This window comes from Paraburkholderia sp. AV2 (assembly GCF_054968425.1).
The window spans coordinates 124,236-139,171 of record NZ_JBANLK010000004.1 but is presented as its reverse complement, the minus strand read 5'-3'; the positions used below and the strand labels follow the sequence as shown (position 1 = coordinate 139,171).

General features: G+C 66.4%; 13 protein-coding genes. 6 read left to right on the top strand and 7 right to left on the bottom strand.

Annotation, left to right across the window (positions count from 1 at the left end; all coding sequences use genetic code 11):
- Positions 1-7 precede the first annotated feature (7 nt).
- Positions 8-241: a hypothetical protein gene (locus V8683_RS04750; RefSeq protein WP_156954436.1), complete on the bottom strand. Its 234-nt coding sequence runs from the start codon at positions 239-241 to the stop codon at positions 8-10.
- A 17-nt stretch (positions 242-258) separates the two neighbouring features.
- Here V8683_RS04750 and leuA point away from each other — a divergent pair, with 17 nt between their 5' ends.
- Positions 259-1,905 (top strand): 2-isopropylmalate synthase, encoded by a 1,647-nt coding sequence (gene leuA / locus V8683_RS04745; RefSeq protein ID WP_411187243.1) that lies wholly within the window; start codon positions 259-261, stop codon positions 1,903-1,905.
- Positions 1,906-2,093: 188 nt separating this feature from the next.
- Here leuA and V8683_RS04740 read toward each other — a convergent pair whose 3' ends face one another.
- Entirely contained in the window at positions 2,094-2,477 is a 384-nt protein-coding gene (locus V8683_RS04740) for a nuclear transport factor 2 family protein (protein WP_411187245.1), read from the bottom strand.
- Between the two features lie 387 nt (positions 2,478-2,864).
- On the opposite strand from V8683_RS04740, the gene rpoH reads away from it, so the two are divergent.
- The 5 genes from rpoH (at position 2,865) to cydX (ending at position 7,372) form a co-directional block, all read left to right on the top strand.
- A complete protein-coding gene (gene rpoH / locus V8683_RS04735) occupies positions 2,865-3,794 on the top strand; it encodes an RNA polymerase sigma factor RpoH (protein WP_407667939.1) in 930 nt (309 codons plus the stop codon).
- Between the two features lie 373 nt (positions 3,795-4,167).
- Positions 4,168-4,467, top strand: coding sequence for a cytochrome oxidase putative small subunit CydP (gene cydP, locus V8683_RS04730; RefSeq protein ID WP_411187247.1), 300 nt, complete (start codon positions 4,168-4,170; stop codon positions 4,465-4,467).
- A complete protein-coding gene (locus tag V8683_RS04725; protein ID WP_411187249.1) occupies positions 4,457-6,046 on the top strand; it encodes a cytochrome ubiquinol oxidase subunit I in 1,590 nt (529 codons plus the stop codon). The genes cydP and V8683_RS04725 overlap by 11 nt, the downstream gene beginning before the upstream one ends.
- A gap of 53 nt (positions 6,047-6,099) precedes the next feature.
- On the top strand, positions 6,100-7,236 hold the full coding sequence (gene cydB, locus V8683_RS04720) for a cytochrome d ubiquinol oxidase subunit II (protein ID WP_411187251.1): 1,137 nt from the start codon (positions 6,100-6,102) through the stop codon (positions 7,234-7,236).
- Between the two features lie 19 nt (positions 7,237-7,255).
- Positions 7,256-7,372 (top strand): cytochrome bd-I oxidase subunit CydX, encoded by a 117-nt coding sequence (gene cydX / locus V8683_RS04715; RefSeq protein ID WP_411187253.1) that lies wholly within the window; start codon positions 7,256-7,258, stop codon positions 7,370-7,372.
- A gap of 126 nt (positions 7,373-7,498) precedes the next feature.
- Here the strand turns inward: cydX and nagE are convergent, their stop codons facing one another.
- The 5 genes from nagE to V8683_RS04690 form a co-directional block, all read right to left on the bottom strand.
- Positions 7,499-9,250, bottom strand: a complete 1,752-nt coding sequence (gene nagE / locus V8683_RS04710; protein ID WP_411187255.1) for an N-acetylglucosamine-specific PTS transporter subunit IIBC — start codon at positions 9,248-9,250, stop codon at positions 7,499-7,501.
- 120 nt (positions 9,251-9,370) lie between these two features.
- A complete protein-coding gene (gene ptsP / locus V8683_RS04705; RefSeq protein WP_411187257.1) occupies positions 9,371-11,989 on the bottom strand; it encodes a phosphoenolpyruvate--protein phosphotransferase in 2,619 nt (872 codons plus the stop codon).
- 12 nt (positions 11,990-12,001) lie between these two features.
- Entirely contained in the window at positions 12,002-13,009 is a 1,008-nt protein-coding gene (locus V8683_RS04700; protein WP_411190450.1) for an SIS domain-containing protein, read from the bottom strand.
- Positions 13,002-14,105: an N-acetylglucosamine-6-phosphate deacetylase gene (gene nagA, locus V8683_RS04695; protein WP_411187259.1), complete on the bottom strand. Its 1,104-nt coding sequence runs from the start codon at positions 14,103-14,105 to the stop codon at positions 13,002-13,004. The genes V8683_RS04700 and nagA overlap by 8 nt, the downstream gene beginning before the upstream one ends.
- 82 nt (positions 14,106-14,187) lie before the next feature.
- Positions 14,188-14,922, bottom strand: a complete 735-nt coding sequence (locus V8683_RS04690) for a GntR family transcriptional regulator (RefSeq protein WP_411187261.1) — start codon at positions 14,920-14,922, stop codon at positions 14,188-14,190.
- Positions 14,923-14,936 lie beyond the last annotated feature (14 nt).

Genomic DNA, 14,936 nt, shown 5'->3' with positions numbered 1-14,936 from the left:
CGTATCCCTACAACCAGTCGTCTGTATTCGTCCGTTTACCGTTCGGACGAGTCGCGAGGGTCAAAATGCACGTTGCATGGGCATCGTTCACGTCCACATTTGCCGCGCCGGTTACCGCCGCCACCGTGGCCGCCTTCTTCGCGTTCGTGGTTGCCGCCCGAACACCGGAAGTTTCGCGCATCGTGCTTCGTCGCCAGCCCGCCAGCCGCCCGCTGCCGACCGCCATCGCAAACGACTTCATGAAGAACGAGGCTCGTCATGTTGCGTAATCCCGCCGAGAAGTACCGCCCCTTCCCCGCCATCCGCCTGAACGGCCGCCGATGGCCTACCCGCACCGTCGAACGCGCGCCGATCTGGATGAGCACCGACCTGCGCGACGGCAACCAGTCGCTCATCGAGCCGATGAGCATCGAACAGAAAACCGAATTCTTCGAGATGTTGGTGGCGATCGGCTTCAAGGAAATCGAGGTCGGTTTCCCGTCGGCATCGCAGACCGACTTCGATTTCGTGCGCAAGCTGATCGAGGAAAAGCGCATTCCCGAGGACGTGACGATCGAAGTGCTCGTGCAGTCGCGCGAGGAACTGATCGCGCGCACGTTCGAGGCGCTCGAAGGCGTGCCGCGCGCGATCGTGCACCTCTACAACGCGATCTGCCCGTCGTTCCGCAAGATCGTGTTCGGCCAGTCGAAGGAAGAGGTCAAGGCGCTCGCCGTGGACGGTACGCACATGATCCGCGAACACGCCGATGCCCGCCCGCAAACGCACTGGATCTACCAGTACTCGCCCGAAACGTTCAGCATGACGGAGCTCACGTTCGCGCGCGAAGTCTGCGACGCCGTCGCGCAAACCTGGCGCCCGACGCGCGATCACAAGATGATCGTGAACCTTCCGGCCACGGTCGAAGCCGCAATGCCCAACGTCTACGCCGACCAGATCGAGTGGATGGATCGCAATCTCGCGTACCGTGACAGCATCGTCCTCTCGGTGCATCCGCACAACGACCGCGGCACGGCCGTCGCCGCCGCGGAAATGGCGCTGCTCGCGGGAGCGGACCGCATCGAAGGCTGCCTCTTCGGCAACGGCGAGCGCACCGGCAACGTCGATCTCGTGACGCTCGCGATGAACCTCTACACCCAGGGCATCGATCCGGGCCTCGACTTCTCCGATATCGACGCCGTGCGCCGCGTAGTCGAGCGCTGCAACCAGTTGCCCGTGCACCCGCGCCATCCGTACGCGGGCGACCTCGTGTTCACGGCGTTCTCGGGCTCGCATCAGGACGCAATCCGCAAGGGTTTCGCGCAGCAGCAGCCCGATGCGATCTGGGAAGTGCCCTATCTCCCCATCGATCCCGCCGACCTCGGCCGCAGCTACGACGCGGTGATCCGCGTAAACAGCCAGTCGGGCAAGGGCGGCGCGACGTATCTGCTCGAACGCGGCATGGGCTTCACGCCGCCGCGGCGCGTGCAGATCGAGTTCAGCCACGCCGTGCAGACGGCCGCGGACACGACGGGCGAGGAAATCACCGGCGAGGCGATCTGCGCCCTTTTCAAGCGCGAATACTTCGAGACGAGCGGGCCGGCCGTGCATGCCGGAGCGGGCCGCGTGCGCTGGGAAGGCCGTGACATTGCGGCGCCCTCGGCCGCCGACGGGCACGAAGCCCTGGCCCAGGCGATTGCGGCGGCAATAACGACGGCCACGGGCGCGACGGTCGAGATCATCTCGTTCGAAACCGCGCGCACCGAGCAGGGCGCAACCGCCGTGTTCGTCGGTTGCCGCGTAGGCGCTCAGCCCATTCGCCACGGCGTGGGCGTCGCCGATGACACCGTGGAGGCGACGGTCGCCGCGGTCGTGAGCGGCGTGAACCGCGCGGCCTGGCCTCAGGTCGACCGCCGCGCCGCCGCCTGAAGCCGCGCGCGATCAGGCCCGGCAGGGAAATTGACAGAAGCTTTGCGTGGGAACAGCGTTGGCTTTGCATGGGCCCGGAGTAAGCGCTAAAGCGCTAACTCCGGCCGACAAGCGCGAGCGGCAGAACGGGCCGCCTGCGTAGGTCCGGAGCGTCCAGAAGACGCGCCGGAAGAAGGGACTAACCGGTTTTATTCGAGCGCACAACGCGTCGCCTGCCATGCGAGCAGACGCCAGTGACCATCCTCCTGCGTCTGGATGGCCGTGTAGGCAATGGGAAACAGCAGCGCGCCATTGTTGGCTTCCATCTCGATCAGTGCGCGCCCGGACACCACGCAGGCCTCGCGCCCAACCGGCAGCACGTCCTGCGACTGGATCTCGATCTGACGGTAGCGGCGGCGTCCTGCCGTGATGGCATCGATGAACTGCTGTTTGGTTTCGCGTTTACCGTTCGTATGGACGAAGATCGCGTTGTCCGACAACAGGGCGTTCAGCGACGATCCGTCGCCCTCCACCATTGCACGAAACCGTTCGCGCTCCAGCCCGCGAATCGCATCGATTACTTTCGCCGCCATGGCCCTTGCCCCCTTGCGCGCCCGTCCCAATGTCGGTGGAAACCAGCGCAGAAGATGTACCGCACGCGTCTCGCTGAAATTTATACCAGGTTTGGTCGCGTGGAAACTTGCGATCAAAAACGGCGCGCCTCGGCGCGTCTGATTGCCACATCTAGAGGGTTTACTCGCCATTCTTCGGCGCGATACTTCGCCATCCGCTGTCGGCCCCGTCCAGTCTGGTTTCCGGCGAAATCTATCGAAATAAATGTTTCGATAGCAGCCACGGAACCTTGAAGTCCCTACAGACTCCAAGTATTAGCACTCGGTGGAGCAGAGTGCTAACATCCACCGTGGAGTCGCAGTCCGACTTTTGCAAGATATAGAGGAGTTCACTACGTGAGCAACGCAATGGCAATGACCCTTCCTGGTACGCTGAGCCCGACGCCGGCCAAGGCGGCGGGGGCAGGCGTGCTGGCGCTCGCGAATCAATCGATGCTGCCCGGCCAGCTGGGCAATATCGACGCCTACATTCAGGCCGTCAACCGGATCCCCATGTTGACGCCGCAAGAGGAGCGCCAGTTCGCGACCGAGTTTCGCGAACAGAACAATCTCGAATCCGCCCGTCGCCTCGTGCTTTCGCACCTGCGCCTGGTGGTTTCGATCGCCCGTAACTACCTGGGCTACGGCCTGCCGCACGCCGACCTGATCCAGGAAGGCAACATCGGCCTGATGAAGGCCGTAAAGCGCTTCGACCCGGAGCAAAACGTACGGCTCGTTTCGTACGCCATGCACTGGATCAAGGCCGAGATCCACGAATACATCCTGCGCAACTGGCGCATGGTGAAGGTCGCCACGACCAAGGCGCAGCGCAAGCTGTTCTTCAACCTGCGCAGCCACAAGCAGGGCCTGCAGTCGTTCACGCCTGAGGAAATCGAAGGCCTCGCGCAGGAACTGAACGTGAAGCGCGAGGAAGTCGTGGAGATGGAGACGCGTCTGTCCGGCGCCGACATCGCGCTCGAAGGCCAGACCGAGGACGGCGAGGAATCGTTCGCCCCCATCGCCTGGCTGGCCGACTCGCACAGCGAGCCGACCGCCGTGCTGGCGTCGCGTCAGCGCGACCGTTTGCAATCGGACGGCATTGCGAGCGCGCTGGAAGCACTCGACGCGCGCAGCCGCCGCATCATCGAGGCGCGCTGGCTGAACGTCGCCGACGACGGCTCGGGCGGCTCGACGCTGCACGAGCTGGCCGACGAGTTCGGTGTCTCGGCCGAGCGTATCCGTCAGATCGAAGCCAGCGCGATGAAGAAGATGCGCACGGCACTCGCCGACTATAGCTGATCGCGCCCGCCGAGCCCCCGGCTCGCCGGCGTGCTAAAGCCCCGTCCTCTCAGGAGGCGGGGCTTTTTCTTTGCACGATGCCGGCGCGCGGCCACCCTCGATTCATATCGGCGGATTTTTCCCTAACATAAATATCGACCCCGATGCGGAACGCATTTTAATTTGCCCCCATTTTATTGACTTAAAGCAAATCAAATCGCGATACTGACCAGGATGGCCTGTGTTCGCGACAAGATGTCGCGAGCGGACTGTCGCATGCCTTGACTCGCAATCTTAAAATTCTTGTCCATCAGTTGTGCCGAAGCGCCGGGTGACCCAAGCCATCCGGTCGGGATAACGAAGCATTGGAAGAATCTGCAGTCATCGATCCATCATGATCTCGACATCCGATCCCCCCTCCCGGCCGCCGCCCGCACTGCGGTCGCGCTTCCTGCGCTGGGCGCGCGGACCCACCTTCTCCCGCGACATCGCCTTCGTCCTCGCCTTCAAGCTTGTCCTGCTGATGGCGCTCAAATACGCATTCTTCAACCACCCGCAGGCCGAAAACATGAACATGCCGCCGGCGGAGGTCGCACGCGCCATTCTTTCGGTGTCCGTGCCATCCGCGATGAACCCGCATCAAGACCATCAAGGCCATCAAAGCGATACCCAGGGGGACCAAAATGCCCATTAGCGAAACCGTCGACCTCTCACGGCTGCAGTTCGCCATCACCGCGCTCTATCACTTCCTGTTCGTTCCGCTCACGCTGGGCCTCTCGTGGCTCCTCGTCATCATGGAGTCGGTCTACGTGATGACCGGCAAGCCGATCTACAAGGACATGACGCAGTTCTGGGGCAAGCTGTTCGCCATCAACTTCGTGATGGGCGTCACCACCGGCCTCACCATGGAGTTCCAGTTCGGCACCAACTGGTCGTACTACTCGCACTACGTGGGCGACATCTTCGGCGTGCCGCTCGCCGTCGAAGGGCTCGCCGCGTTCTTCCTCGAATCGACCTTCGTCGGGCTGTTCTTCTTCGGCTGGAACCGGCTCTCGAAGGGCCAGCACCTCATCACGACATTCTTCGTCGCGCTCGGCTCGAACCTCTCCGCGCTCTGGATCCTCGTGGCCAACGGCTGGATGCAGAACCCCGTCGGCGCCGAGTTCAACTACGAAACCATGCGCATGGAGCTCACGAGCCTCTTCCAGGTGATCTTCAACCCGGTCGCGCAGGTGAAGTTCGTGCATACCGTATCGGCGGGTTACGTGACCGCCTCGATGTTCGTGCTCGGCATTTCGTCGTGGTACCTGATCCGCCGCCGCGACGTCGATTTCGCGCTGCGCTCGTTCGCCATCGCCGCAGGCTTCGGCCTGGCCTCGACGCTGTGCGTGCTGGTGCTCGGCGACGAGTCGGGCTACACCACGGGCGAGGTGCAGCAAATCAAGCTCGCCGCCATCGAGGCCGAATGGGACACCGCCCCCGCGCCCGCGCCGTTCACACTGTTTGGCATGCCGAACCAGAAGGAAGAGCGCACCGACTATGCGATCCGGATTCCTTACTTGATGGGCATCATCGCGACGCGCTCTATCGATGAGCCGGTGATCGGCCTGAAGGACCACATCGGGCGCGCGGAAGTGCGCATCCGCAATGGCATGCTTGCCTATGCCGCATTGCAGAAAATGAAGGAAGGCACCGCCGACACCGAAACACGCGACGTCTTCGACGCCCACAAGGGCGACCTGGGCTACGGCCTGCTGCTGAAGCAGTTCGCGCCGAACGTGGTGGACGCGACGCCCGAGCAGATCGAGGCCGCCGCGAAGAGCGCGATCCCACCGGTCGCGCCCGTATTCTGGTCGTTCCGCATGATGGTGGGACTCGGCATTCTGTTCCTCGCGACCTTCGTGCTGGCGTTCTGGTTCTGCGCGCAACGTTCGCTGCTCAAGCCGAGCCGCGCGTGGTTCCTGCGTTGGGCCGTGTGGGCGATCCCGCTGCCGTGGATCGCCGCCGAGTTCGGCTGGGTCGTCGCCGAACTCGGCCGCCAGCCATGGACCATCGCCGAAGTGCTGCCGACGCATCTTTCCGCATCGAGCCTCGCGCCCGGCGACGTGATGCTGAGCATCGCGGGCTTCGTGGTGTTCTACACGGCGCTCTTCATCATCGAAATCACGCTGATGTTCAAGTACGCCCGCCTCGGCCCGTCCGCGCTGCACACAGGGCGCTACTTCCACGAACAGGGTTCGACCGTGGCGGCCGGCAACGGCCACGTCGCCTGAGCCCGGCGCCGCCGGCTATCGCACCAACAAGGACGAGCAAGGAACAGACAACCATGGACTACGCAACCCTCAAGCTCATCTGGTGGGTGCTGATCGGCGTGCTGCTGATCGGCTTCTCGCTCACCGACGGCTTCGACATGGGCGCCGCCGTACTGCTGCCCTTCATCGGCAAGACCGATGCCGAACGCCGCATCGTCATCAACACCGTAGGCGCGACCTGGGAAGGCAACCAGGTCTGGCTCATCACCGCGGGCGGCGCGATGTTCGCGGCGTGGCCGCTGGTGTATGCGGCGTCGTTCTCGGGCTTCTACTTCGCGATGCTGCTCGTACTCTTCGCGCTGTTCTTCCGCCCCGTGGGCTTCGACTATCGCGGCAAACGCGACAATCCGACGTGGCGCAACGCCTGGGACTGGGCGCTTTTTGTCGGCGGCTTCGTGCCCGCACTCGTGTTCGGCGTGGCGTTCGGCAACCTGCTCGAAGGCGTGCCTTTCGCCTACGACACCGACCTGCGGGTTACGTACCACGGCAGCTTCTGGGAATTGCTCAACCCGTTCGCGCTCGTCTGCGGCCTCGTAAGCCTGACGATGCTCACCGCGCACGGCGCCGCCTTCGTCAAGCTCAAGAGCGACGGCGTGGTGGCCCAACGCGCGGGCAAGGCGCTGCGCCTCACCTCGATCCTCGCGGTCGTGCTCTTCATCGTGGCGGGCGCGCTAGTCGCGACGCTGATCGGCGGTTACACGATCACGTCGCCGGCGCCGCTCGACGCTCCCTCGAACCCGCTGCTCAAGAGCGTCGAGGCCGGCCAGGGCCTCTGGCTCACGAACTACGGCCTCTACCCGTGGATGGCGATCGCACCCCTGCTCGGCATCGTGGGCGGGCTCGTCGCCTGCGTGCTCGCGGGTTCGCGCATGGAGAAGACGGCGTTCATCGCCACCGGGCTCATGATCGTCGGCGTGATCCTCACGGCGGGCTTCTCGATGTTTCCGTTCATCATGCCGTCGTCGCTCGATCCGCGCAGCAGCCTGACCGTGTGGGACTCGACTTCCAGCAAGACGACGCTCGAGATCATGCTCGTCGCCGTGATCATCTTCCTGCCTATCGTGCTGGCCTATACGACCTGGGCCTACCGCGTCATGCGCGGCAAGGTCACTGCCGCCGCGATCAAGGAACAGCACAATTCGCTTTACTGATTTCGAAGGAGTCTGAACGATGTGGTATTTCAGTTGGATCCTCGGCATAGGCGCGGCGCTCGGCTTTGGCATCATCAATGTGATGTGGCTCGACTCGCAGCAGCAGAAGCCGGTCGACACGGTTCGCAAGGACTGAGCCCGGAGCCGCCGCCGCACGCAGGCGGGCAGGCATAAAAAAATCGGCGCTGCAGATAGCAGCGCCGATTTTTCTTGCTCGCGTTCGCGTGGATCGTGCCGCGCATGCAGCGCGGCACGGCAAGCGTCACGCGGGTTGCGGCGCAAGCATGTGCGCGTAACGCTGCGCGGCGCGACCGACCACGATGTGCATCGTATCGGCCGACACCCACACCACGTCGAGCGCATCGAGCTTCTGACGATCGACCGCCGCCGCATCGCGCACGACCACACGCAGGCGCGTTGCCGCCACGACATCGAGCGACACGACGTTAGCCGATCCGCCCAGTGCCGCCAGCCAGCGCGACGGATCCGGATCGAGCGGGCCCGGTTCGCTTTCGTCTGCAACCGCAACTGCAGCAGCCTCAGCCGGTTGCGCGGGCGCCACGGACTGCGCCGGCGCCTGCGGTGCCGCACCGACACCGCGCTTGATCTCGCTGCGGATCTCGTCGGCGATGATGTCGGCTTCCGGTCCGATGATCACCTGCACGCTCTCTCCGCCGCGCTTGAGCACGCCGCGCGCTCCGATCACCTTCAACGCGGGCTCCGATACCTTCGCCGGATCGGCCACCGAAAGACGCAGACGCGTCGTGCACGCATCGACCACCTTGAGGTTCGCAGCGCCACCGAGCGCATCGATATAGCGCGCGGCGCGCGACGCGCCTTCGGCATTCGCCGGCACGGCGGCACCCGACATCGAGGACGCGAGCGCCGTGTCGCCGTTCGAGGCTTCGCGGCCCGGCGTCGGCAGGTTGAAGCGGCGGATGAAGAAGCGGAACAGCGTGTAGTAGACCACCGCGTAGACGAGGCCGAGCGGAATGGCCTCCCAGCCGTGCGTCGAGAGCCCGTAGTTCAGCACGTAGTCGATGAAACCCGCCGAGAACGTGAAACCGAGCTTGATGTTCAACAGCGAGCAAATCGCGAGCGAGAGGCCCGTGAGCACCGCGTGAATGCCGTACAGCACCGGCGCGAGGAACATGAACGTGAACTCGATCGGCTCGGTCACGCCCGTGAGGAACGAAGTGAGCGCCATCGAAAGCAGGAGACCCGCGACCATCGAGCGGCGTTCCTTCGGCGCTTCGTGCAGCATCGCGAGACACGCGGCCGGCAGACCGAACATCATGACCGGGAAAAAGCCCGCCATGAAGCTGCCCGCGGTGGGATCGCCCGCGAAGAAGCGGTGCAGGTCGCCGGTGACGGCCGCGCCGCCGCCGGGCGGCGTGAACGTGCCGAACACGAACCACACGAGCGAGTTGAGGATGTGGTGCAGGCCCGTCACGAGCAGCAGCCGGTTCAGGAAGCCATACACGAAGGTGCCGATCGCGCCCGCCGTGGTAAGCCAGTGACCCGCGCTGTCGATCACGCCCTGCACCGGCCCCCAGCCATAGCCGAACACAATGCCGAGCACCACGCACACGAGCCCGGTAATGATCGGCACGAAGCGTTTGCCGCCGAAGAACGCCAGGAACTCGGGGAGCTTGATGTCCTTGAAGCGGTTGTAGAGCATGCCCGCGACAATACCCGCCACGACGCCCGAGAGGACGCCCATGTTGAGCTTGTCGTTGATGTCCTTCATCACGGCAATCTCGACGAGATAGCCGAGTGCGCCCGCGAGCGCGGCCACGCCGTTGTTGTCCTTGGCGAAGCCGACTGCGATGCCGATCGCGAAAAGGAGCGGCAGGTTGTCGAAGATCGCTCCGCCCGCGTCGGCGATGATCTTGATGTTGAGCATGTCGCTCTGGCCGAAGCGCAGCAGCAGGCCGGCGACCGGCAGCACTGCGATCGGGAGCATCAGCGCGCGGCCGAGGCTCTGAATCTTGAGAAACGGATTGCCATCCATTGAACTGCCTCCAGTCCCTGTCTCTTTCGTGACGTCAGTGAGTGATGAGAGTCGCCGGTTTGCGCGTGAAACCGCGCGTGCCGGCGTGTTTTTTATTTAAGGGGGTGTTCCAGCGGGGGGTTATTCCAGCGGCCAGATCGAGCGGCTCACGGCGCGCACGGCCTGGGCCGATTCGAGGGCAAGCGCGTCCTGCGCGCGCTGGCGGCACAACTGCCAGTCGAGGTTGCGCACGCGCGCCTTGATGGACGGCACCGATACCGGGTCGACGGACAGCTCGGTCACGCCGAGACCGACGAGTAGCGGCACGGCAACCGGATCGCCCGCGAGCGCGCCGCAGACGCCAACCCACTTGCCGTGCTTTTCGGCGCCCTGCACGGCCGCCGCGACGAGTCGCAGCACGGCCGGGTGCAGGCCGTCCGCCTGCGCCGCGAGATCGGGCTGGCAGCGGTCCATTGCGAGCGTGTACTGCGTGAGGTCGTTCGTGCCGATCGAGAAGAAGTCCGCGTGCTGCGCAAGCTGGTCGGCCAACAGCGCCGCCGAAGGCACCTCGATCATCACGCCGATCTCGACCGGCTCGGTGCGGCCGGCTTCTTCTGCAAACGTTTCGATACGCTCGCGCAGACGCACGAGCTCGCCCACGTCGGTGACCATCGGCAGCAGGATACGCACGGCACCCGCCGGCTTCACGGCGACGAGCGCGCGCAACTGGTCGTCGAGCAGATCCGGGCGCACCTGCGCGAGACGGATGCCGCGCAGGCCCAGCGCCGGATTCGGTTCGGGCGGCAGCGTCAGGTAATCGACTTCCTTGTCCGCGCCTACGTCGAGCGTGCGGATGATCGCGCTGCGGCCGGCCAGCGCCTCGGCGATGGCCTGGTAGCTCTGGCGATGCTCCTCGATCGTCGGCGCCGCCTGACGGTGGATGAACATCAGCTCGGTGCGCAGCAGGCCCACCGCATCGGCGCCGTTCTCCACGGCCGTGTTCGCGTCTTCGAGCGTGGCGATGTTGGCCGCGACCTCGATGGCGCGGCCGTCGCGCGTCGCCGCCGCCTGCTGCGAGGTGCGGCGGTTCGCTTCGCGCACGCCCGCGAGGCGCTGGCGCTCGGCGCGCGCACGCTCGACGTCGAGCGCGGTCGGCGCATAGGCGAGACGCCCTTCGCCGGCATTTACGACAACCTGCGTGCCTTCGGCGATCGTATGCAGCGCGTCGCCAACCGCGACGAGCGCCGGAATGCCCGCCTGGCGCGCGATGATCGCCGCGTGCGAGGTCGCGCCGCCGCGCGCCATCACGAGCGCCGTCACGCGCGCACGGTCGAGCGTGGCGAGATCGGACGGCGTGAATTCGTCGGCGGCGAGCACGGCCTCGTCGGGCAGCACGCGTGCCGCCGTGTTCGAGAGCCCGAGCGCGCGCAGCACGCGCTTTTCGATGTCGCGCAGGTCGGCGGCACGCTCCGCCAGCAGCGGATCGTCGATCTGGCCGAGCACCGCGATCTGCGCGAGGATCGCCTCGCGCCATGCGAAGCCCGCGCTCTTGCCGAGGCTGACGAGATCGCGCGCGGCGTCGACGAGCGTCGGGTCTTCGAGCAGCACGCGATGCATCGTGAAGATGCCCGCCTCGCCGATCGCGCCGCGCTGCGACGCGGCTCGCACGGTGTGGTTCAGCTCGGCGTCGACGGCGGCGATGGCCTTGTCGAGCGCGCGGCTTTCGGCGGCCGGGGTGCCGTTCGCCGCTTCGGGCGGCACGATTTCGGCGTCGTCCCAGCGCACCAGCGTGCCGACGGCGATGCCAGGCGCCGCGCACACGCCCGCGAGCGTGTCGGGCGCGGCATTCCCGGCCGCGGCAGGCGCGGCGGGAAGCGTGGCAGGAAGCGCGGCGGCACGCGGCGCCGGCGAGATCTGTCGTGCCGGCGCTTCGCCGCCCTCGCCCGGCGCTTCGCGGGTCAGCTCGTTGGCGACCGCGTCGACGGCCTGCTGCGCGTCGCGGCCCGTACCGACGAGCTCGATCGTCGCACCCTCGCCCGCGCCTAGCGCGAGCAGGCCGACCACGCTCTCGATGGCCGCTTTGCGCTCACCATGCCGCACCTCTACGCGCGCATCGAAATCGCGCACGGCCTCGCGCGCCCGCGCAGCAGGCCGCGCGTGCAGGCCGCCCGCATGCGCGAGCGTCACGGTCCTGCGCACCTCGTTCTCGACTGGGCTCGCCGCACGGACCACGGCGGCCTCCGCGCCCTCGCGCATACGCAGCACAAGCAACGGCGACACGCCGGCTTCCACCTTGCCCGCCTGCGCGCGCGACACCACTTCGAACGCATCCGAATTCGCAATCGCCACGACGGAAACGAGGCTCGGCGCCTCGCACGCAACGACGTCGAGATCGAATTCGATCAGAACGTCGCCGCGCCGCACCTCGGCGCCCTGCTGGACCTTCGGTTCGAAACCCTTGCCGTTCAGCTCGACCGTGTCGATGCCGATATGCACGAGCACCTGCGCGCCTTCGGCCGTTTGCAGCGTGACGGCATGGCCGGTACGCGCGAGGTGCATGACGACGCCGTCGCACGGCGCGACGAGGCGGCCGACCAACGGGTCGATGCCGATCCCGTCGCCGAACAGCCCTTCCGAAAACACCGGATCGGGCACCGATGCGAGCGGCACGACCGGGCCGGTAAGCGGTGCGACAAGTGAAATGTCGCCTGGGGCGGATTGATCCGGGTTCATCAGGTGGGACTCCTGGATGCGTTCCATCAGCTTTCCAATCTAGTGGGTTTCGGTGACTTTGTTCAGGTAGCGCGGCTCGTCGGGATTGCGGCCGCGCGCGGCGGCGAGGCCCGCCGCCATCACGTAGAACGAAAGAATGGCGGCGACCGGATCGAGCGCCGCATCGGCGGCCGTCACGAGCGGCAGCGTGGCCTCCGGCACGTCCGCGGGCGCGGCGAGCAGCACCCGCGCGCCGCGCTTCGTCATGTCGCGCGCGAACTCGACGAGGCCCGCCTGCTCCGGCCCGCGCGGCGCGAACACGAGCAGCGGGTAATCGCGGTCGATCAGCTCCATCGGGCCGTGACGCACCTCGGCACTAGAGAACGCCTCGGCCTGGATGCCCGAGGTTTCCTTGAGCTTGAGCGCCGCTTCCTGGGCGATGGCGAGGCCCGGGCCGCGGCCAATCACGATCATCTGCGAAACGTCGCGCAGTTCGTCCACGGCCTTCGACCAGTCGAGCGCGCCCGCGCGGTGAAGCGCGTCGGGCAGCGCGCGCACGGCGTCCACGAATGCGGCGTCGCGCTGCCAGAACGCGACCAGTTGCGCGGACATCGAGAGCATCGCGATATAGCTCTTGGTGGCCGCCACGCTCAGTTCCGGCCCGGCGAGGAGCGGCAGCTCGACACCCGCGGCGTCGGCGAGCGGCGAGCCCGGCACGTTGACGGCTGCCGCCGTGAGCGCGCCCGCCTCGTGCAGCACGCGCATCGTGGCCACGAGATCAGGACTCCTGCCTGATTGGGAAAAAGCAAGGGCGAACTGGCCCCGCACGCGCAACGGCGCCTGCTGGAGCGTGGCGATCGACATCGGGATCGAGGCGACCGGCACGCCGATGCGGCTCATCGTGAGCGCGGCGAAATAGCTCGCCGCATGGTCGGAGCTGCCGCGCGCGACGGTTAGCGCAACCTGGCGCGGCTCGGCCTGGAGCTGGAGCGCCAGCGCCTCGACGGGCGCGGTGTCCGCGAGCTGCGCGGCGACGACGCTGGCCGAGGCCAGCGCTTCTTTAAGCATATTCGACAATCGAATCTCCTTCGACATAGGTCGCGGTGAGGGCCAGCTCGCGATCGAACACGACGACGTCGGCCCATGCGCCGCGCGCGAGGCGGCCACGGTCCTCGATGCCGAGGTAATCGGCAGCGTAGCGCGACAGGCGCGCGGAGACGTCGGCGATCGGCAAGCCGAGCGAAACGAGGTTGCGCAGCGCCTGATCCATGGTCAGCGTGCTGCCTGCAAGCGTGCCATCGGCAAGCCGCACGCCGCCGAGACACTTTGTCACGTGCTGGCTGCCGAGGCGGTATTCGCCGTCGGGCATGCCGGTGGCCGAGGTGCTGTCGGTGACCACGTAAAGGCGCGGAATCGCGCGCATGGCCGCACGGATCGCGCCCGGATGCACGTGCAACAGGTCGGGAATGATCTCCGCGTATTCGGCATGCGCGAGCGCCGCGCCGACAAGGCCGGGGTTGCGGTGATGCAGCGGCGACATCGCGTTGAAAAGGTGCGTGAAGCCGCGCGCGCCATGCTTGAGTGCCGCGACGCCGTCGTCGTAGGTCGCGAGCGAGTGGCCGAGCTGCACGCGCACGCCGCGCGCCGCCATTTCCGCGATGATTTCGATGTGGCCGGCGATCTCGGGCGCGACGGTCACGACGCGGATGGGCGCGATCGAGAGGTACTTGAGCACCTCGTCGAGCACGGCCGACACGGCCGCGTCGGGCTGCGCACCAAGCTTGCCGGGATTGATGTACGGACCTTCCAGATGCACGCCCAGCACCCGCGAGCCGCCCGGCGTGCGCAGGCGCGCCACGTCGCCAAGCCCCGCCACGACGCTCATCAGCTCGTCGCGCGGCGCGGTCATCGTGGTGGCGAGCAGGCTCGTCGTGCCGAAGCGCGCGTGCGTGCGCGTGATGGTTTCGATGGCGTCGCCCGCCTCCATCACGTCGGCGCCGCCGCCGCCGTGCACGTGCAGGTCGATGAAGCCCGGCAGGACATAGGGCGCGTCGTTCGTCGCCGGATCGGCAGGCTTGCCCGAGATCGAGTGGATGCGCCCGTTCTCGAACGACAGCGTGCCCAGGATCCAACCTTCAGGAGTGAGTATGTTTCCGCTCAGCATGAATGTTTTCCGGTGAGTTGCGAGGAGGCGCGGGGCGTCATATCGGGGTCGTGCCTGTGGGATTCGTTCAGCGGCGCCATGTTCACTGGCGCAGTTCCGCGACGAAGTCGTAGTAGCCGTCGCGGCAGTAGGTATCGGTCAGTTCGATGGCGTGCTGGTCGGCGGAAAAACCCACGCGCGTGATGACGAGCAGCGCCGCGCGCGGCTCCACGCCCATCAGCGCGGCAATTTCGCCCGTCGCATTGACCGCGCGGAAATGCTGCAAGGCACGCACCACGGGCATGCCGCGCGCTTCGAGATACGCGTAGAGCGAAGCGTCGATGGCGTCGGGGTCGGGCACGATCGAAACCGGCAGGGCCGAATGCTCCACGGCCATCACGGTGCCGTCCGCACGGCGCAAGCGCCGCAGGCTCGTGACCGAGGCGCCCGGCGAAAGGCCAAGCTGCACGATCTCCTCACGATGCGCCGCCCGCACTTCGCGCGCCAGCCACACCGAGTCCGGCGTGAAGCCGCGCTGCTGCATCTTCTTCGTGAAGCCGGTGAGGCGCGAGAGCGGATCTTCGACTCGCGGCGTAATGAAGCTGCCTGCCCCGCGCGCACGACGGATCAGCCCCTGCTCCACGAGCAGCTCGATCGCCTTGCGCGCCGTGATGCGCGAAACGCCGATAGCGTCCGACAGCGTGCGCTCCGAAGGCAGCGCCTCGCCGGCCGACCACACGCCGCAATGAATGGCCGTGGCAAGGTTGCGCGCCAGTTGCAGATAGAGCGGCGTCACGTTGCGCGCATCGGGCATCAGGGCAGACCAACGGGTTTCCATGGGACGTGTGCCTG